At 70.4% G+C, this 20,183-nt stretch carries 14 protein-coding genes; 11 read left to right on the top strand and 3 right to left on the bottom strand.

Features of this window, described 5'->3' with window-relative positions:
- The 10 genes from ACYVAQ_RS22445 to ACYVAQ_RS22400 all read left to right on the top strand — a co-directional run bounded on the left by ACYVAQ_RS22445 (window position 1) and on the right by ACYVAQ_RS22400 (window position 18,712).
- On the top strand, window positions 1-1,542 hold the full coding sequence (locus ACYVAQ_RS22445; RefSeq protein ID WP_460792818.1) for an SCO6880 family protein: 1,542 nt from the start codon (window positions 1-3) through the stop codon (window positions 1,540-1,542).
- Window positions 1,543-1,553: 11 nt separating this feature from the next.
- On the top strand, window positions 1,554-3,203 hold the full coding sequence (locus ACYVAQ_RS22440; RefSeq protein ID WP_460792817.1) for an ATP/GTP-binding protein: 1,650 nt from the start codon (window positions 1,554-1,556) through the stop codon (window positions 3,201-3,203).
- Window positions 3,204-3,215: 12 nt separating this feature from the next.
- Entirely contained in the window at window positions 3,216-3,500 is a 285-nt protein-coding gene (locus ACYVAQ_RS22435) for a hypothetical protein (RefSeq protein WP_460792816.1), read from the top strand.
- A gap of 78 nt (window positions 3,501-3,578) precedes the next feature.
- Window positions 3,579-6,527 carry a TraM recognition domain-containing protein gene (locus ACYVAQ_RS22430; RefSeq protein ID WP_460792815.1) on the top strand — a complete coding sequence of 983 codons (2,949 nt, stop codon included), beginning with the start codon at window positions 3,579-3,581 and terminating at the stop codon, window positions 6,525-6,527.
- Between the two features lies 1 nt (window position 6,528).
- Window positions 6,529-7,467 carry a DUF4913 domain-containing protein gene (locus ACYVAQ_RS22425; RefSeq protein ID WP_460792814.1) on the top strand — a complete coding sequence of 313 codons (939 nt, stop codon included), beginning with the start codon at window positions 6,529-6,531 and terminating at the stop codon, window positions 7,465-7,467.
- Window positions 7,464-9,929 carry a toprim domain-containing protein gene (locus ACYVAQ_RS22420; protein ID WP_460792813.1) on the top strand — a complete coding sequence of 822 codons (2,466 nt, stop codon included), beginning with the start codon at window positions 7,464-7,466 and terminating at the stop codon, window positions 9,927-9,929. The genes ACYVAQ_RS22425 and ACYVAQ_RS22420 overlap by 4 nt, the downstream gene beginning before the upstream one ends.
- Before the next feature lie 221 nt (window positions 9,930-10,150).
- A complete protein-coding gene (locus ACYVAQ_RS22415; RefSeq protein ID WP_460792812.1) occupies window positions 10,151-10,708 on the top strand; it encodes a hypothetical protein in 558 nt (185 codons plus the stop codon).
- A gap of 65 nt (window positions 10,709-10,773) precedes the next feature.
- Window positions 10,774-16,866 carry an LAGLIDADG family homing endonuclease gene (locus ACYVAQ_RS22410; RefSeq protein WP_460792811.1) on the top strand — a complete coding sequence of 2,031 codons (6,093 nt, stop codon included), beginning with the start codon at window positions 10,774-10,776 and terminating at the stop codon, window positions 16,864-16,866.
- Window positions 16,867-17,022: 156 nt separating this feature from the next.
- Window positions 17,023-18,300: a M48 family metalloprotease gene (locus ACYVAQ_RS22405; protein ID WP_460792810.1), complete on the top strand. Its 1,278-nt coding sequence runs from the start codon at window positions 17,023-17,025 to the stop codon at window positions 18,298-18,300.
- Between the two features lie 223 nt (window positions 18,301-18,523).
- Window positions 18,524-18,712, top strand: coding sequence for a hypothetical protein (locus ACYVAQ_RS22400; RefSeq protein WP_460792809.1), 189 nt, complete (start codon window positions 18,524-18,526; stop codon window positions 18,710-18,712).
- Window positions 18,713-18,721: 9 nt separating this feature from the next.
- On the opposite strand, the gene ACYVAQ_RS22395 is transcribed toward ACYVAQ_RS22400, so the two are convergent.
- Both ACYVAQ_RS22395 and ACYVAQ_RS22390 read right to left on the bottom strand, forming a co-directional pair.
- Window positions 18,722-18,886 carry a hypothetical protein gene (locus ACYVAQ_RS22395; RefSeq protein WP_460792808.1) on the bottom strand — a complete coding sequence of 55 codons (165 nt, stop codon included), beginning with the start codon at window positions 18,884-18,886 and terminating at the stop codon, window positions 18,722-18,724.
- Between the two features lie 201 nt (window positions 18,887-19,087).
- On the bottom strand, window positions 19,088-19,339 hold the full coding sequence (locus ACYVAQ_RS22390; protein ID WP_460792807.1) for a hypothetical protein: 252 nt from the start codon (window positions 19,337-19,339) through the stop codon (window positions 19,088-19,090).
- 103 nt (window positions 19,340-19,442) lie between these two features.
- On the opposite strand from ACYVAQ_RS22390, the gene ACYVAQ_RS22385 reads away from it, so the two are divergent.
- Window positions 19,443-19,826 (top strand): hypothetical protein, encoded by a 384-nt coding sequence (locus ACYVAQ_RS22385; RefSeq protein ID WP_460792806.1) that lies wholly within the window; start codon window positions 19,443-19,445, stop codon window positions 19,824-19,826.
- A gap of 15 nt (window positions 19,827-19,841) precedes the next feature.
- On the opposite strand, the gene ACYVAQ_RS22380 is transcribed toward ACYVAQ_RS22385, so the two are convergent.
- The coding region (locus tag ACYVAQ_RS22380) for a helix-turn-helix domain-containing protein (protein ID WP_460792805.1) at window positions 19,842-20,183 on the bottom strand (342 nt) is incomplete at its 5' end.

Genomic DNA, 20,183 nt, shown 5'->3' with positions numbered 1-20,183 from the left:
ATGGCGATTTCACAGCGGCAGTACGCGGGGCTCCGTCCGCCGCGGCTGACTGGCCTTTGGGGCCTGTCGTTCCTGGCCACCGGGGCGCTGGTGCTGGCCTCGATCGGCCTGGTCGGCGTGATCGTGGCCGGGATGTTGTTCCAGCTCGGGATCTGGGCGCTGATCTTGGCAGCACTGTGGGTGGTGGTCTCGCTCGGCGCGATCTTGCCCGAGGCGATCAAGACCCGCGACGGCCAGGGGCACTACAGCAAGTGGTTTGCGAAGCGTGCGTTCCGTCGCGCGGAGAAGAACGGCGACACGATCCTGTCGCAGGGTCTGACCGGAAAGGTTCCTGACATGACGATCGGACTCCCTGGGGTAGGGGCCCGCACGACCCTGAGTGAGCACCGTGACGTGCACGGCAACCCGTTCGGCCTGCTCACGTGGGGCGAGACGAACCTGTACTCGGTGGTGATCAACTGCCACCCCTCGGGCAAGTCCGGCAAGGACCCCGACACCTTCGACAACGAGGTCGCGCAGTGGGCGGCGTGGCAGGGCCAGCTGAACAAGACCGGCAACATCGTGGCCGCGCAGGTCACGGTGGAATCCGCCCCTGACTCAGGGCAGCGGCTGGCGCGTGCGATCGACCGCGGCGCGGCCGAGGACATGGACGCGGTGCCGGCGTTTTCGCGTGCGATGGCCGCCCAGCTGCAGGGCTTGGGCGCGACCGGGTCGCCGCAGGTGATGACCCGCATCACGGTGACCTTCGACGGTGAGGAGAAGGACGACGAGACCGGCGAGGTCCACACCCGCACGGCCTCGGAGATGCGCGACATCATCTCCGACCTGCTGCCCGAGCTGATCTCGACGCTGGTGCAGACCGGCGCAGGGTCCTCGTGCCGGGCAGCGACAGCCCAGCAGATCACCGACGCCACCCACGTGGCGTTCAACCCGGGCGCGGCACCCCTGGTGGAGGAGGCCCAGCTCTCGGGAGGCACCCAGTTGACCTGGGATGAGGTCGGCCCGCTGACGGCCGTGAACCACTTCGACTGCTACCAGCACGAGGGCGCTTGGTCGAGGACGTGGCAGATGCGCGAGGCGCCCAAGGGTGCCTTCTTCGGCACGGTCCTCGAGCAGCTGCTCAAGCCCCACCGCGACATCGCTCGCAAGCGCGTCACGCTCTGCTACCGCACCGAGCTGCCGACCAAGTCGGCCGAGATCGCCGAGCGCGACGTGACCGCGGCCTCGATCGCGGTCTCACAGTCGCCTCGGGCGAAGTCGGCACAGGAGGCCGCGCTGGCGATCGCCAAGCGCACCGCGGACCAGGAGGCGCAGGGAGCGCCACTGATCCGGGTCGGGATGCTGGCCACGGTCACGGTGATGGATGAGCGCAAGCTGCTCAACCGGGTCTCCACGATCGTGACCGCCCGCCTGGCGCCCTCCGCGCGGCTGCGGTTCCGGATCCCGCGCGGTGCGCAGGACTCGGCGTTCATCTCCGCGCTGCCGCTGGGCATGGTCCCCACGCGCCACGCGGGCCTCGCGACGTTCGCGGACCAGATCTAGGAGGGGTTGCGATGGCATTCGCGAAGGCCTCACACCGCCAGGACGACCGGGCACCGCTGTTCTCCCGTTGGGCGCAGTCTCGTCGGGAGCGTCGGGAGCGCAAGGAGCTGCAGGCGCCTTATGAGGAGCCGAAGAGGCGCCGGCTCACCAAGGCCGAACGTGAGGGCGTCATCGGCCAGCTTGGTCCGAAGGGTTGGCGTCTGGCGGGCGGGGGTCGGACGCTGCGGATCATGCCGACCCCGGAGTTCCGGGCCACGGTCCTGCAGGTCTGCGGTCTGTACCCGTTCGTGGTCGGCTCCAGCCTGCCGCTGATCGGCACCCCGCTGGGCGAGCACCTCGAGGGCCGCGGCTGGGTCTGCGGGGACCCGATGTCGTGGTTCCTGCACGGCATGGTCAACAACCCCAGCGGCTTCATCATCGCGCGCCGCGGCGTAGGGAAATCCACCCTCATCCGTCGGATCGCGGGGTTCTTGCCGTACAAGAGCATCCTCCCGATGGCGCTGTCGGACTGGAAGCCGGACTACGTCGAGCTGATCAAGCAGATGGACGGTCAGCACATCGCGCTGAACCGTGCCGATTCGTTCATCAACCCACTCGACCCGGGGCCGGTGGCGGCGCAGCTGCCGCGGCTGCCTGACGACGTGCGTGCCAGGGTCTCGGCGAACATCCGGGGTCGCCGGATCAACGTCGCGGTGGGGCTGTGCGCGCTCGCGCTGGGGCGCGACTTGGCCGCCCATGAGCGGAACATGCTCTCTGCGGCGCTGGCCGCGTGGGATGAGGAGAACCCGGGCCGGGTGCCGGTGTTCGGTGACGTGCAGGCGCTGGTCAAGAGCCGGCACCCGCGGGTGCGGATCCAGGCCCAGGACCGTGGCCAGGACGAGCGGTACGACGACCGGGCCGAGGGGCTGCTCGACGCGCTCAACTCGCTGACGGGCGGGTCGGAGATCTTTGGTGAGGTCTTCGCTCACCACACCACGACGCCACTGGAGATCGACAAGCCGGTGGTCTTCGACCTTTCGGCGTTCGAGGAGATGGATCCCGCGCTCCAGGCCGGCGTGCAGCTGGTGTGCTGGACCTACGGGTCCACGGCGCTGGCCGCGGCCAAGTCGCTGGCCGACGCGGGGCTGGCTCCGCGCCGGATCTACCTGCTGATCATGGACGAGCTGTGGCGCGCGCTGCGGGCCGCGGAGTTCATGGTCGACCGCGTCGACGAGATCACGCGACTCAACCGCACGATGGGTCTGGGCCAGCTGCTGTGCACGCACGGCATGGACGACTTGAAGCTCCACAACGAGGAAGCCACCGCGAAGGCGTGGGGCTTCGTCGCCGCCTCGGAGATGGTCTACATGGGCGGGCTGAACCCGGGCGAGCTGGGCAACCTCGAGGAGGTGTTCGCTATCTCGGACACCGAGAAGGAGATGCTCACCGGCTGGGCGCAGATCGGCGAGGTCGACCCGGAGACCGGCGAGGGTGGTGAGCCGGTCGGTAAGGGCAAGTTCTTGATCAAGTCCGGCAAGCGGCCAGGTATCCCGTTCCGGGTCAACCTGACCCCGGTCGAGATCGAGACGGGGATCCACGACACCAACAAGACCTTCGAGGACGCCATCGCGGCCGCGCGGCGGCTCGGCTCAGAGCTTCTCGACGCCTACGCGGCCGGATAGCGGGAGACGGTCATGGGCTTCCATCCAGCACAGCTCGCGCTCTCCAGGCGCTCTCGGGGCGTGTGCTGGCTGGTGATGCTCGCCGCTCTCGCGGTCTCCGCGCTGGCGCTGTTCGTCGACCTGCCTGCCTGGCTGACCAGCCCGGTGTACTTCGTCGGGATGGTGGCGGCGCTGCTGCTGGTCTCCTACAGCCGGCGTCATCCCCAAAGCGTCGAGGAGCTGGTGATCCAGTGGCGCACCTCGAGCACCCCGGTTCCGCGCGACGTCGTCGACCCGACACCGGGGGAGGACCGATGACCGCCACCCTGCGCGGCGCGCCGCGGCCCCTCCCTCTCCTCGCTGCTGCTTTTCCCTGCCCCTCAAGGAGGCGCACCCATGTCTGATACCCGCCCCAACAAGCGCTCCTCGCCGGGCAACGAAGGCCTGTGGCTGTGGCTGGGCGTCCTCGGGCTGCTGGTGGTCCTGGTCGGCGGCTGGATGCTCGCCTGGCTCGCCGCGTCAGTGGCCGGCCACGGCGCCGGCGGCCCGGGCCGATGGCTGCTCCAGCCCGGCCCGAAGGGCCGGTGGTCACTGGCCGCCTCGGGCTGGCTGGTGGTCTTCGCGGTGCCGCTGGTCGGGATCGTGTGGTGGATCGGCCGCTCGATCTACAAGGCGATGACCGGCCGCGAGTGGACCGACCGGCTGGCCTCGTCGATGTCGTCGAGGCGCGACCTCGAGGAGCTGCGAGCAGCCTCGGTCGCAGCCGATACCGAGAGGCTCGGATCCGAGAAGGCCGGGATCGGTGTCGCGCTGTGCAAGTCGGTGCTGACCGGTGAGTGGCTGTACTCCACCTACGAGTGGTGTCAGGTGTGGATCATGGGCCCACGAGCAGGGAAAGCGCTCCGGTCCGACGCTCCGGTGCTCACGCCCCACGGCTGGGTCCCGATCAAGGACCTGCGCCCGGGCCAGCGCGTGATCGGCGTCGATGGTCAGCCGACCCCTGTGACCGGAGTGTTCCCCCAGGGGATGTGCAAGGCGTATCGGGTAACGCTGAACGACCGCACCGAGGTCATCTGCAACCCCGAACACCTGTGGACGGTGCGAGGCAAGCACCGCGCCGATCGCGCTGTCTACGACCGCTGGGAGACGTTGACAACCGCGGAAATCCTGGAGCGGGGCCTGAAGACCTCAGACGGCCGCGCTCGGTTCTACCTGCCGCTTGTGGCGCCGGTCGAGTTCGAGGGGGTGCTCCCGCTCGGGACGCCCTACCCGACAGAGCGGCCGGCGCCGACGGAGCGGACGATGCGCCCTGACGCGACCGAGCTGGCATGGCAGCGCCGTGCCCGACTCGAGCAGCGGCGACCGCTGCTCCCTATCGAGCCGTACTTCCTTGGCGTCCTGCTGGGCGACGGATGCTTCCAGAAGCATTCGGTGGGACTCAGCACGGCGGAGCCCGACGACCTGCTTCCGATGCTGCCGCTCCCACCGCCGCTGCGGTGGGTGCCGAACACCACCAAGGAAGACGGCACCCGCGGCTACGACTTCCGGGCCTCCTCGGTCCAGGGCCTTGGCGGGCGCCGCCGTCACGCGCTGCTGGAGGCGGTCAAGCAGCTGGGGCTGCACATGCACCGCTCGGAGGAGAAGTTCGTGCCGCAGGACTACCTGCTGGCCCCGCCGGCCGTGCGGGCCGCGGTCCTCGCCGGTCTGCTCGACACCGACGGATGGATCGACCACGGCGGCGTGCAGTTCTCCACGTCCTCACCCCATCTCAGCGAAGACGTGCGGTTCCTGGTGCAGTCGCTGGGCGGCACCGTCACGACCAGCCGCAGGGAGACCACCCACCTCCCGGCGTACCGCTCCCACATCCGGCTTCCTGGCCAGCTCGGATGCCCGTTCCGGCTGCCGCGCAAGGTGGGCCGGTGGGCGGAGTGGCGCGCGGCGCGGCGCTCGGAGACGCCGGTTCGCTCCATCGTGGCGATCGAGCCGGCCGAGCCCACGGACATGACGTGCATCTCGGTGGCCAACCTCGACGGGTTGTTCGTCACCGAGGACTTCGTGGTCACCCACAACACCCGCTCGGTGGCGGTCCCGCAGATCGTCGAGCACAAGGGAGCGGTCGCGGCGACGAGCAACAAGCGCGACATCGTGTACATGACGATGGGTCCCCGCTCCGAGCTCGGCGGCTGCTGGGTCTTCGACCCGCAGAACATCTTCCGCCACGGCGCCCGGTTCTGGTGGAACCCGCTGAGCTACGTCACCGACCTGGAGCGCGCGGAGAAGCTGGCAACGATCTGGCGCGACTCGCGCACCGGCGGCGACCTCGGCGCCGAGGACCCGTTCTTCGGCCCCGAGTCACTGGCCCTGCTGACCGCGCTCGTGATGGCGGCCGCGGTCGGTGAGCAGCCGGTGACGGCGATCGCGAAGTGGCTCAAGTTCCCCGAGGGCGGGCCAGGTGTCGACACCGACCCCGCCGAGATCCTCCGGGCGCACGGCTACGACGCCACCGCGGACGACATCGACTCGACCAGGTCGATGGTCCCCGAGACCCGCGACGGCATCTACGGCGGCGCACGCTCGGCCGTGCGGTGGATGCGGAACCCGAAGTTCACCAAGTGGATCACCCCGCCCGAGGAGGGCGAGGACCTTCCGGAGTTCTCGACCTACGACTTCGTCCGCTCCACGCAGACGATCTACATGCTGTCCAAGGACGGGCCCGGTTCCTCCCGTGCACTGGTCGGCGCGCTGACGATCGCGCTGCACGCGGCCGGAATGGACCTGGCCGAGGAGGTCGGGGACCGGGTCCCGACACCGATCCTGTTCATGCTCGACGAGTGCGCGAACATCGTGCGCTGGGGCGAGCTGCCCTCGCTGTTCAGCTACTCAGGCTCGCTGGGCCTGATCCTGGTGGTGATCCTCCAGTCGCGTGCTCAGGGCTTCAAGTGCTGGGGCAAGGACGGATTCACCGAGATGTGGTCCGCAGCGAACATCGCGTGCGCCGGCCGAGGCCTGCGCGACGAGGAGCACCTAGCGGGTCTGGCGCAGCTCATCGGTGACCGGCAGCGCCTGGACCACTCACGCTCGGTCGGACCGGGCCACTCCTCAACCTCGTCCCAGCTCAAGGACGAGCGGATCTTCGCCGAGTCCGACCTGGCCGCGTTCCCGCGCGGCCGCGTCATCGTCATGCCGGCCGGTGGCCGCTCGATCCTCGGCGAGCTCGTCGACTGCTCCAAACGTGTCGACGCGCCCCGCATCGAGGCCTCCACCGCTGCGTTCAAGCAGGCGTGGATGGAGGCCGAGGACGAGATGGTCAACGCCGAACGCGAAGACGTCGCGGAGGTGATCTGAAATGCCGGCGAGCGACGACGACTACGAGACGCCCGAGCTCTATAGCGAGCTCCCCGAGCCAGAGGCCCGACGCAGGCCCGCGGAGGTGCCGGTGGTCGTCACCGGTGACCTCCCGGCCGCCGAGACGGCCCTGGAGCGCGCTCAGGATGCCGTCGACACCGCCCAGGACACGCTGGCCGACCTCGAGGGCCGCATCGCGGTACTCGAGGTCAAGGCCGCCGCGATCGAGGCCGACGAGGGGAAGGAGGAGTGGCAGAGAGCAGCGGCCCGCGAAGAGCTGGCCAAGGCGCGGCGCGCGTTCACGCGCGCGGGCCGGAAGCTGGAGCGGGCCGAGCACAAGCTCGAAACTGCCGCTCGCCGCGTCGACGCCGAGACCGAGGCGCTGATGAGGGCGCTGTCGACCCCCGCCCAGCCTGACCCGGAACCGGAGCCGGCGCGGTTCGCGACCGTCGACCTGTTTGTGGAGAAGTTCGTGCTGCCCAACTGGGTCCACAAGTACGTCGCCGAGCGGGTCCGCTGGTGTGACCACTGGTGGGAGCACGCCGAGGCGATCACCCGCCTGGAGGCGATCTGGGAGGCCTTCGAGCTGATGCGCCTGCAGCCCGCCCCGTCGTTCTCGACGTGGCTGCGCGACCACTTCGACGTCCACATGCGCACCCTCACCGACCCTGACGGCGTCTTCCACAAGTGCGACATGAAGAAGGTCGACCCGAAGACGGGATCGGGCTACCACAACGCAGAGCCGACCTGGCCCAGCGCCCCGGTGCCGGTCGGGATGTTCGCCGAAATCGAGACCGCGCAGATCCAGCGAGGTCTCGCAGCCGCCGGCGCCCTGAGCGGCGCCGTCGCCGGCGCGGATGCGTCGGCGCTCACTGATACGACGTTGAACAGCACCATCACAAAGCACAGCAACGCCACTACCTCGGGAGCACGACGATGACCCACGCACACGAAGAGCTCGAGATCGGTCACGAGATGGACCGCGCGCTGCGCGCCGCGGCCACTGGCCTGGCCCAGATGATGGAGCGCTACGCGCGACGTCATCAGGAGAAGACCCGCGACGCCGCCGCCCGCACCCGGGAGGAATGGCTCGCCCAGCGCGACGCTGCCCGCCAGCAGTACCTCCCCTGGACCGCCGAGGGGCGCCTGGAGAAGCTGCACCCCGTGGCCGCATCGCACCGGTGGGCCGCGGCCGCCGCCTGGTCAGCGATGGACCCGACTGCCCGCATGGCGGAGCAGGACATGGCCCGCCGCATCCAGAACGCCCACGGCCAGCACCCGGCCCTGCTGGTCAACTTCACCGACCCCGCGACCCTGCAGCCCGACCCCAAGCCGGCCGCGAAGCTGCTGAGCATGAACGAGGCCTACGGACTGGCCGCGACCCACGCCCCGGACTGGTGGACCATCCCGGCCGAGATCAAGCCCCTGGAGCAGGACCGTCCACCGATGAACGCGCTCGAGACGGCGTTCCACGACGACTGGCAGTACTACTCCGAAACCCAGGTACTCCCTGAGCGCTCCCAGTGGGAGCAGTGGGCCAACCACGTCGGCCGCGGCGAGGAGTTCACCCCCGACAAGTGGACGACGTCGGCCGGGACCGTCGACCACGAGGCCCGCGACGAGGCCCTGGCCCAGGTCTGGGACGAGGGCCGCGACCAGCGGACCACAACCGACCTCGCCTCGCATGAGGCCGCGATGCAGGAGGCCGGCATGGGTGACCTGTCCGAGCACCTCGGGCAGCCGGAGGAGATCGCACAGAACCACTCCTGGCACGCCTACCTCACCCCGGCCCGCTTCGATGCCGCACAGCCCGAGGAGCTGGCGAACGCATGGCGCGACGCGTCGGCGGCCGCCCTCACCGGCGACGTCGGCGCGAAGAGGTCCGCGGAGAAGATCGCCACGATGATGCGCGAGCGCCGCGGACTCAACCCCGAGTCGATGCTCATCGGTGCGCTGACCGAGCAGGCCGCACAGAACACCGAGGCCCGCCGTACAGCAGAGGACCGTGCACGGCGCAGTGCCGAGGCGGCCCGCGAGCGACGGCCCCAGGCCGCCGCAGCCTCAGCGGCCCCGTCGACGACGCCGTCTGCCGGTGCGGCCGCGCCGATCCGTCGCGAACGCGTCATCGAGCTCAACAACATGGCGGCCGACTTCTACGCCGCGCAGCTGCGGCCCGGATCGGCGGGACACAAGTACTTCACCGAACGTCTCGGCTCGGAGTTCGAGTCGGGACCGTGGCAGCTCGGCTACGCGCCGTCAGGCTGGCAGAACCTCACCAACCATCTCCGCGCCCACGGCGCCACCGACGAGGAGATGGTGGCCGCCGGCCTGGCCGAGCGCGGCAAGTTCGGGGTGCGCGACGTGTTCCGCGACCGCGCGATGATGGGCATCCGCGATCACGAGACCGGCGAGACCGTCGGATTCCTCGGCCGCGACCTGTCCGGTGACGCACGAGCACCCAAGGTCCGCAACACCGGCGAGACGCCGGCGTTCCGCAAGGGCGATCACGTCTTCGGCCTCCACGAGGCCGCACCCGGCGCCCGGCTGGTGCGCGTCGAGGGCCCGTTCGACGCGATGGCGATCAGCCTCGCCTCCGACGGCAAGGCGGCCGGCGTGGCGCCGATGGGCACCGCGATGACCGAGACGCAGGCCAACGCGATCGTGGCCAAGGCCAACGGCCGCGTCTGGGTCGCCAACGACTCCGACACCGGCGGCCAGAAGGCCACCGAGGAGGACTTCTTCAAGCTGTCCAGCAAGGGCGCCGAAGTCCGCCAGGTCGAGGTCCCGGGCAGCGACCCGGCCGCCGCGTGGCAGGACCGGCCGGTGCTGCTGCGCAGCGCCCTGGCCGACCTCCCCGAGGCCCGCACAGCCGCCGACGCGGTCGTGGACCGCTACCTGGCGGGACCGGACGCGACCCGGGAGGGCTTCGCCGAACTGATCGACAGGATCGAGCCCTACGTCGACCCGATCGACCGACAGATCCTCGCCACCCGCGTCGACGAGCTCGACGCGGCCCGCGACCGCCGGCAGGCCGCCGAGACCACCGAAGCGTCAGCGACCGCGGCCACCGGCACGAGCACCGGACCGGCCCTGAGCGGTCCCGATGCCGAACCCGAGCAGGGGTGGAGCCAGGCAACCCAGGCAGGCGAGGAGAGGGAGATCGCCGAGGACGTCACCGCGCAGGCCCAGCACGCCGAGGCCGCCGCCTACGACCGGCGCAACGAGGCGCAGGGGGAGATGAGCGACCGGCAGGCCGCAGCTCGCGATGCCTCCTCGCACGGCTTCTCCCAGTCCACCCAGGACCAAGTGCAGAACGCACCCACACGGACCAGTGGCGTGCAGGCGAAGGTGACCCGGGGAACCGGAGTCCAGCAGACCCACGGACGCACCCTGCGCCGCTGAGGGAAGGAGGCAACGGCATGCGAGGATCGAGTAGACCGAGGAGATGGGCGTGGCGCGATCGGGCGGCGACGAGCAGCTGGAGTTCGACCTCTGGGGGACCCCGGAGCCCGTGGCCGACGCGCGCCTGGACCAGGCCCGCACGACGCCGCCTCGACCCCGCGGCGGCGACTATCAGCCAGCTCTCGACCTATTTGCGAGCGATGGCGCAGAAGGGGACAGCGATGAACAGGTACGGGGTGCTGGCTCAGGAGCACTGGCGCCGCCACGCACCGCGCAAGTACGCGGAGCTGAAGAACCCGACGGAGTTCTTCGAGACGCTGGGGGAGACCGCGGCCGCGCAGATCGTGACGGTCAGCGACGGGCTGAAGCGTCAGCTCCCGCCGGACCTGCCGTACCTGGAGACGGTCCGGGAGCTGCGGGCGATCCAGAAGCAGGCCGAGGACCTGGTGCTGAGCGACCTGGTGTACTCGGTGGAACCGGAGCCGCGCAGCCTAATCGAGGAGCTGGAGGACCTGCTGGGAGCCCTGCCGGGCCCCTCGACGATCGAGGACCAGCTGACACGGCTCAGGGACGAGGCCGCGGAGGAAGCCGACCGGGAAGGCTGGGCGCAGCCCCTGCTCAGCGAGGAGCAGGCCGAGCAGGAACGCAGGTGGACGGCGCTGCTGCCGCTGGTGCAGCTGCCCCGGGAGGCCTCGGAGATGACCGAGGCCGAGCTGAGCGAGCGGATCCAGGCTCTGCGAGCGCTCCTGCCGCCGCAGGGGAGCAGCGCCGAGCTGTAGCGTTCCGGCCCCGCTCCCAAGGCGACCTGGCCCCCTCCGGGGGAAAGGCCCGGTTCGCCGCCAACGTGGCCGCGATCCAGACCTCGCGCCTGCTCGAGGCCGAAGGCCGGCCCGCCACAGCCGAGGAGCAGCAGACCCTGGCGCGCTGGTCCTCGTGGGGCGCGATCCCGCAGGTCTTCGACGACACCAAGCCCGAGTGGGCCCGGGAGCGTGAGCAGCTGCGCGAGCTGCTCGACGACCGGGCCTACGACGCGGCGCGACGGACCACGATCAACGCGCACTACACCGACGCCTCCTACGTCGACCAAATCTGGATCACACTCACCGAGCTCGGGTTCACCGGCGGCGACGTGCTGGAGCCGGGCTGCGGCGCCGGCACCTTCATCGGCATGGCACCGGCGGGTGCACGGATGGTCGGCATCGAGCTGGACCCGACCACCGCGGCGATCGCGCACGGCCTGTACCCCGATGCTGACATCAGGGCGGAGTCGTTCGCGTCCACGCGGTTCCCGCGCGACCACTTCGACGCGGTGGTCGGGAACGTGCCTTTCGCCGACGTGACACTGCACGACCCGGTGCACAACCCTGGCCAGCACACGATGCACAACCACTTCATCATCAAGTCGCTAGCCATGACGCGACCCGGCGGCATGGTGGCGGTGCTGACGTCCTCGTTCACGATGGACGCCACCAACCCAGCCGCACGCCGGGAGATGAACGCGCAGGCCGACCTGGTCGGCGCCGTACGGCTCCCCAGCGGCGCCCACCGCCGCGCCGCGGGCACCGAGGCCCTCACCGACCTGCTGCTCTTCCGCAAGCGCGCCGACGGCGTCCCGCCGGCGGATCTGACGTGGGAGACCGTCACCCCACGCGAGGTCGACGGCAAGGTGATCCGGGTCAACAACTACTTCGACGAGCACCCCGATCACGTGCTGGGCCAGTTCCATGTCGGGACCGGCATGTACGGCGGCGAGACCGTGTCGGTCCTCGTCGAGGACCTCTCGACCGTCGACGGCCGGCTGGCCGTCGCGCTCTCCGACGTCGTACGCCAGGCCCGCGACCGCGGCCAAGTGTTCACCGAGGTCACCCCCGAGGCGGTGCAGGCCCGCACCCAGGCCGTCAGCGACCTGACCGAGCTGTGGGACGGCTCGATCGTCGCCGACCCCCAGGCCGAATCCGGGTTCCGGATCGCGGCCGGTGGGCGCCTGGAGCCCCTGGCGGTGCCCAAGACTCAAGCGGTCGAGCTCAGGGCGCTGCTCGGGCTACGTGACGGCGCACGCAGCCTGCTCGAGGCCGAGGCCGCCGACGTCGAGGACACCCCGGAGCTGGAGGCCCAGCGAACGCAGCTGCGCGGCGACTACGAGGCCTACGTCGCCAAGTACGGGCCACTCAACCGGTACACGCTGCGCGGCACCGGCCGCTACGAGCCGCTCACCAACCCCGAGACCGGGGAGGTAGTGCTCGACCCGGCCACCGGCCAACCCGAGCGCGGCGTAGAGCAGACCGCCCGCATCACGCCACGGGCCCTGGTGACGTTCCGCCAGGACCCGCACAGTGCCCTCGTGCGCGCCCTGGAGCGTTTCGACGAGGAAGCCCAGACCAGCAGCCCAGCCTCACTGCTGGTCCAGCGCGTCGTCGTACCGCGGCCGCTCAAGCAGGGCGCCGAGACGCCGGCCGAGGCGATCGCGCTGTCGCTGGACGAGACAGGCGACGTCGACCTGCAGCTGATCGCCCGACTGCTCGGCGTCGCCGAGGACGAGGCCCGCATCGCGCTCGGTGACATGGTCTACGACGACCCGGTCACCGGCGACCTGGTCCACGCACCCGACTACCTCTCCGGCGACGTACGGACCAAGCTCGACGCCGCCGTCGACGCCGCGGCGACCGATGACCGGTTCCGAGTCAACGTCGAGGCGCTCACCACTGTCCTGCCGGACCCGATCGGCGTGGAGGAGATCGAGGCCCGGCTCGGCGCAGTGTGGATCAGCGCGGAACTGCACCAGCAGTTCCTCACCGAGCTCCTCGAGGACCGCACGGTGCGAGTCGAGAACCCGATGCCGGGCGAATGGGAGGTCCGCGGCGCACGATGGGGCATCCGCGCCACCAACGACTGGGGCACCGAACGCCGCCCGGCCACCGACATCGCACAGTCCCTGATGGAGCAAAAGCGCATCGAGGTCTCCGACGAGGTCGAGGGGCCCGACGGCCGCAAGCGCCGGGTCTTGAACCCGGTCGAGACCACCGCGGCACAGGAGAAGGCCGACGCGCTGCAGGAACGGTTCTCCGAGTGGGTCTGGGAGGACCCGCAGCGAGCCAGCGAGCTGGCCGCGATCTACAACCGACGCTTCAACTCCATCCGTCTACGCGACTACACCACCGCCGGCGACTACCTGTCCCTGCCAGGCCTCGCGGAGTCCCTGACCCTGCGGCCGCACCAGCGGGCCGCGGTCGCGCGGATGATCGCCGAACCAGCAGTCGGGCTGTTCCACCAGGTCGGCGCCGGCAAGGCGCAGCCGATGGACGCGCCCGTCTTGACGCCCAGCGGGTTCCGCCGCATGGGCGACCTGATGGTCGGCGAGTCAGTGATCACCGTCGACGGCTCCGCTACGCCGATCGTGGGCGTCTACCCGCAGGGGCCGAAGGACGTCTACAAGGTGACGTTCAGCGACGGCGCCACGGTCGAGTGCAACGACGAGCACCTGTGGACGGTCTCGACCCCGGACTGGCGGGCTGCTGGCATCGCCCCGAAGACTCTGACGCTTCGCGAACTGATGTCACGGGGCCTCCGAAACACCAAGGGTCAGCCGAAGTGGGACGTTCCGATCGCCGCGGCCGCCGAATTCGACGGCGGCCGTGACAGGCCGTTGGATCCCTACCTGCTCGGGATCCTGATCGGCGACGGGAATTTCGCCGCAGCCAGCCAGGTCGGGTTCTCGACCGCTGACCCGGAGGTCGTCGCGGCCGTCGAATCGACACTTCCGTTCGGCTACGTCGTCAAGAAGTCCGCCACGCGGCGATACGACTACAAGATCGTGGGTGCTGTCCGTCTCCAGCGGAACGCAAACGAGATGGTCCGGTCGCTGCACGATCTGGATCTGATGGGCAAGACATCTCACTACAAGCACATCCCGCTGGCGTACCGCGAGGCGCCGACCGCGGTGCGTCTGGCGGTCCTGCAGGGCGTCATGGACGCGGACGGCACGGTGGATCACCGGAGCGGCTCTATGTCGCTGTCCACCGTGTCGGCACGTCTCGCGGAGGACGTCGCGTGGCTCGTCCGTTCTCTTGGCGGCGTCGCGCGCGTCCGGCCTCGGTCCCGCGCGAACGGCACATCGCTTGATGTCTCGGTCTCGTTCGACAACGGCACTGTGCCGTTCCGCCTGTCGCGGAAGGCAGAGAAGGTGCGTGACCGCTCACGCCCCGTTCGCCGCGCGATCGTCACCGTGGAACAACTCGGAGTCAAGCCGATGCAGTGCATCGCGGTCGCGCATGAGTCGCACCTGTACGTCACCGAGGGATTCGTAGTCACGCACAACACGCTCGAGATGGTGTGCGGTGCCACCGAGATGAAGCGGATGGGCTTGGTCTCCAAGCCCGCCGTGGTGGTCCCGAACCACATGCTCGAGCAGTTCTCGCGCGAGTGGCTCCAGGCCTACCCCCGCGCCCGGGTGCTCGCCGCATCGACCCAGGACCTGACCGGCGACAAGCGCCGGCTGTTCGTCGCGCGGGCGGCGGCCAACGACTGGGACGCGATCATCCTGACCCAGGGCGCGTTCAAGAAGATCGGCCTCTCGGCCGACTTCGAGGCCCGCTACATCGACCAACAGCTCGTCGAGCTCCGCGCAGGCCTGGAGGCAGCCCGCGAGGCGGACTCGATGAGCGTCAAGCGCATCGAGAAGCGGATCCTGGCCGTGGAGGAGCGGCACAAGAAGGCCCTTGCGATGCCCCGCGATCCCGGACTGTCCTTCGAGGACACCGGGATCGACTACCTGGTCGTCGACGAGGCGCACATGTACAAGAACCTCGCGACCGTCTCCAACATCCGCGACGCCGCGATCGAGGGCTCCCAGCAGGCCACCGACCTGCACATGAAGCTGGAGTACCTGCGCCAGCGGCACGGGGACCGGGTGGCCACGATGGCCACCGCGACGCCGCTGGCCAACTCGGTGACCGAGGCCTACGTGATGCAGCGCTACCTGCGCCCCGACCTGCTCGCCGCGGCCGGCGTCACCTCCTTCGATGGCTGGGCGGCCACGTTCGGCTCCCAGGTCACCGAGATGGAGATGGGCCCGGCGGGCGGGTTCCGGCTCAAGACTCGGTTCTCCAAGTTCCAGAACGTGCCCGAGATGCTGCGCATGTGGCACGTCTTCGCCGACGTGAAGACCGCCGAGGACCTGAACCTCCCGGTCCCCGAGCTGGCCCCGAGGGCCAGCGACGGCAAGCGCGACGTGGAAACCGTCGTGCTCGACCCGACCCCCGAGCTGGAGGACTACATCGCGCAGATCGCCGATCGCGCGGAGAAGGTCGCCAGCCGCCAGGTCGACGCCAGCGAGGACAACATGCTCCTCATCTCCACCGACGGCCGGAAGGCGGCACTCGACCTGCGTCTGGTCGACCAGGCCGCCCGACAGTCCGGAACGGTCAAGCTCGACGCCGTCGCCTCCAGGATCCTCGATCACTGGAAACAGACCCGCGACAACGTCTACCTCGACGAAGTGACCGGCGAGTCGTCCCCGATCCGGGGCGGGCTGCAGCTGGTGTTCAGCGACCTCGGCACCCCGCACGAGACCCGCTGGGACGCCTACACCGAGCTGCGGAGCAAGCTCATCGAGGGCGGCATGGCACCGGACGCGGTCCGGTTCATCCACGAGGCCAAGAACGACGCCGCGAAGGCACGCCTGTTCGCATCCGCGCGCAGCGGCCACGTCGCGGTCCTGATCGGCTCGACGGCGAAGATGGGCGTGGGCACGAACGTGCAGAACCGGCTCACCGCGATGCACCACGTCGACTGCCCCTGGCGGCCGGCCGACCTCGAGCAACGCGACGGCCGCGGCATCCGCCAGGGCAACCAGAACGCCGAGGTGGCGATCTACCGCTACGTCGTCGAGCGCTCCTTCGACGCCTACTCCTGGCAGACCGTGGGCCGCAAGGCCACCTTCATCGCCCAGGTGATGCGCGGGCGCCTGGACACGCGCGAGATCGACGACATCGGCGACACCGCCCTGTCCGCGGCCGAAGCGAAGGCACTGGCCTCGGGCAACCCGCTGGTGCTGGAGAAGGCCAACGCCGAGGCGGCCTACCAGAAGCTCCGCCGGCAAGAGGTCGCCCACCACCGTGCCCAGGCGGCCCTGCGCCAGACCCGCCACGTCGCGGAGGGCAACCTCGAGGCGCGCAGCCGCGACGTGGACGAGCTGCGCGCCGCGGCCGCACGCACCGTCGACACCAGCGGTGACGCGTTCCGGATGAAGATCGGGTCGACCACGCTGGACAACCGCGTCGACGCGGCCGCGGCCGCCGCAGCGTGGGCGATGCGCAACCAGCAGCTCATCTTGTCGACGACCCGCCACGACGAACCAGTCGTCATGGGCGCCGTCGGCGGGCACGAGGTGACCATCGTTGGCGATCGCGCACCGGCGATCGACCGCAACGCCGAGCACATGGTGATGATCGGGCTGGCCGAGGTGCCCGGATCCGCGCACCGCACCACACTGCGCGAGCTCCAGGGAGCCAGCGTCGGCCTGATCCGCAGCATCGAGAACAAGACCGGCGCGATCGAGAAACGCATCGGCCTGTACGAAGCCGAGATCGCCGAAGACACCCGGGTACTGGCCGACGTCGAGGCCAAGCTCGACAAGCCGTTCCCGCACGCCGAGGACCTGGTCAGGGCCAAGGACCGACTGGACCAGGTCAACGCCGAGCTCGCCGCACAGGCCGAGCCCGAGGGCACACCGGGCGCCGAGGCGGTGGCGGCTCCCGAGCCCGAGCTGAGCCCAGCAGCTCGGGCCGCCCTCGAGGCGGCCGGCCACGGCCGCGTCACCACCGCGGCCAGCCTTGCCCAGCCTGCAGCGAGCAGCCCCGGTGGCGACCTCGCCGCCGCTCGGGTGGATCGCACCGCGGCGGAGCGACAGCGCGCCGCAGGCCCGACGCGGCGCCAGTAGGGAGCACAGCGTTGAGGCCGATCCGCACCTTCCGAACCATCGAGGAGCCCGACCCCCGCGCCCTCGACACGAGCCTGCCTGCCGGCCCCGCGGCGCGCGAGCACGCCGATCCGGAGCCCCGCGGCGGCGGTGCTGGCGAGGACAGTGAAGCACGCGATGGGTGAGCGGCCGCCGAGCGTGCCGGGCACCGTTGAACCTCGACGGCTCCGCGACACCTGGCGCTGCACCTGGTGGCAGCTGCGGGCATTCATCCACTTCGCACGCCACGGAACCACACGCTGGCAGCGCACCTACAACGCCTGGACAGCCGTCGTGTGGCTGCTGCTGATCCCGATGGGATGGGCGCTGATGATCGGCAAGACACTCCACCCCGCCCGGCGGTACTACATGAGCGAGGAACGCGACGCGATCTTCGCGATCCTCGCTCGCCGTCACGGAGTGTGGCACCGCGAAGACCACATGTGCGCGGTGATCGGCTCCGGGGCCGGCGGCCGGCTTCGACGCCGGATCTTCGAGCACCTGGTCCCGATCATCGACGCCGCCGGCATCACGGTGGCCACCACCGCCGCGCACGCGGATCTAGCCCGGATCTACTGCAAGGAGCTGCCCGGCCTGGTCGACGAGGGCCGGGGCGTGCCACGCGGCCGCCGGCTGCGTCGCCCCGGCCGGCCCGCCACGGCGACCGAGACGGCCCTCATCGAGCAGCTCGTCGAGGCCAACGCGGCCGAGGTCGGCCTCGAGCAGCCGCGGGTGATCATCACCAACGAGCCGGGGCCGGTGATGCGGGTCCGGCGCGGGATCTTCCGCGGCCGCCGGGTGAGCCTCATCGTGCCGCTGCTCGCGATCCGACGGTCGAGCGAGCCCGCACTGAACTGGAGCATCTCCCACGAGCTGGCCCACGTCACCTGCGGCGACCTACGGGTCCGCGCGAACCTGAGCGCCGCAGGGGCACTGCTCGGCCGTGTTCTCGCGGTCTGTGCTGGACTGCTGGCCGCGTGGGCGGCCGGCGTAGCGGCCGCGGCGGCTCTGTTCGGCACGGGCCCGGTGGTCGTGCTCTGCTGCCTGGCCAGCATGCTGATCCCGTTCGCCCTGGCCATGACCATCCTCGTCCGCTCCAGGGGCGCTCTGGAGCGGACCCGTAGCGGTGCCGCCCGGTCCCAGGCCCGCGAGGTCCGCTGTGATCTGGTGGCCACGCGCCGCTACGGCACCGCCGCGGGCACCGCGGCGCTGACGCTGCTGCGGGCCGAGTGGGACGACCGCCCCGAGGTCCGGCGCCTGCACGGCGACTACTCCTCACACCCGGCAGCCGAACAGCGCCTGGCCGCGATCACGACCGCGGATTCCACCGGCGATCCTGACGCCGAGGCCACTCGGCTCGTCCGTCTCCTCGCTGCCCGTCCGGACCGCCAGGTCCGGAGGGCCGTGACGAGCTGACCAGGGCTGGCCGCGCCGGTCCGGGACCAGACGAAGAAGCCCCGCAGGAGTCTCGGGTCTCCTACGGGGCTGGCGAGACGCTACCCCGGCTCTGAGGTCGCCGTGGCCCTTTCGACGAAATCGGCCGCGCGGGCGCAGGAGGGATGTCACAGAGCGGGTGCCGGCGACACCTTCTACGCGCGAAGGGGGCCGCAGGGGCGCTCTCAGACGAAAGGTGACACCCATGTCGGCACTCGTTCTCGCAGTCCTGGTCGTGAGCGTCAGCCCGGCCGTCGGCCGCCTGTGGCGGTCCGGGCGGCCAGGTCCGGCGCTCGTGGTGGCGGCGCTGGTGGCCGTGGCCGGGTGCTGGGTCGTCGGCCAGGTCCTCGGTGGTCTCAGCGCGGCGATCGCCGCGCTGACCGGCCCGGCGTGAGCAGGTCTGTCACCTGGGGTGAAAGCCCAGCTCGCTGACGTCGCGGGCGCGGCGCAGTACCTCCTCGAGGTGCTGGGCCTCGCCAGCGAGCGAGGCTGCGAAGGCGGGGTGGTAGGTGGCGTGGTCGACGAGCCGAGCGTGCTCGGGCGGGCGAAGGCCGTAGCGGTCGAGCACCGGTCCGCGGTCCGCGGTGCAGCGGGCGCAGAGACAGTCAGACCTGCAGGTCCAGTCGCAGCACGGCTGGGTGCAGTCCGGGTCGTAGGTGTCGGTGTGGGGGCCCCAAGGGCCGATAGATGTAGTCACCCTGGCCAGGTGTGCGGCAGCCGCGCCGTGCGCTCACCGATGCACCCCGACGACGGCGTGAGCTAGGTCACATCAGGAGTCGCGCCAGTTCGGGTCGACCCGGACCGGGATCAGCCGGTCCTTCGGGAACCACTGATACTTCCCGGTCGGCCGCAGGCCGGTGTCGTCCCAGTAGACGACGAAGGCCCGGCGTGGTCGGCGTTCGTCGTCCCAGCTGAGGATCAGGCCGCGCGAGGGCTTGAGTCGCCCAACGTTGCGCACGAGCACGAACCGCACGTCGGGATAGGGCCGCCAAGCGTCGTTCTTCGGCGGGTTGTGCGACACCCTCGCAAGTGTAGAACGCATGTTCGATCGCGCGCATCGAGCAGGCCTCGGCCAGAGCGCATAGGTGGTTGCCATGACAAGTGGATCGAACAACCCCTCAGCGATGCTGGCCGAGCTACTCACTCAGCGTGATCCAGACGGCTACCGGGCTGTGTGCGAGCGCGTCGGGATCGACGTCGACGGCGAGGTCGACGCCCTGAGTGCGTGGCTGGCCGCGCGCCTACTCAGAGGCCGCCCGGCCGACTGCGACCTGCTGGACGTGCTCCTGGAAGAAACAGGGTCCTCCCGGCCGGCGCCGCCCGACCTGCGCGTCGCCGGGCGCTGGGTCGATGCGTGGAGTCGAGCGCTCGTGCGGTTCGATCCGTGGGCGCTCGTGCGGTTCGATCCGTGGGCCGAGAGCCAGCTGGAGGACCTTGCCAGCAGGCCCGGCGGGCCCGCGATCATCCTGTGCGCCCTGCAGAGCGCGATCGTGCGCGTCGGGCCGTAGCGCCCCGGGCCCGGCCTACGGGGTCGCGGGCGGCGCGGCGCCGGTGGCGGCGTGGCGCTGCAGCACGCGGTAGACGGTCGCCCTGGAGACGTTGAACAGCTCCGCCAGGTCGCTGATCGTGTGCTCGCCTTCGCGGTCCAGGTGCACCAGGTGCTTCTGCTGCTTGGCTGAGAGCTTGGGTGGCTTGCCTTTGAGCTTGCCCTGCGCGCGTGCGATCGCCATGCCCTCGCGGGTGCGAAGCCGGATCAGGTCGAGCTCGAACTCGGCGAAGGTGGCCAGGATGTTGAAGAACATCTTTCCCATCGGGTCGGACGGGTCGTAGACCGTGCGCCCGAGGGCCAGCGCCACCCCGCGCTC

The organism is Nocardioides maradonensis, assembly GCF_054777115.1.
This window is presented reverse-complemented; position numbering and strand designations above follow the sequence as displayed.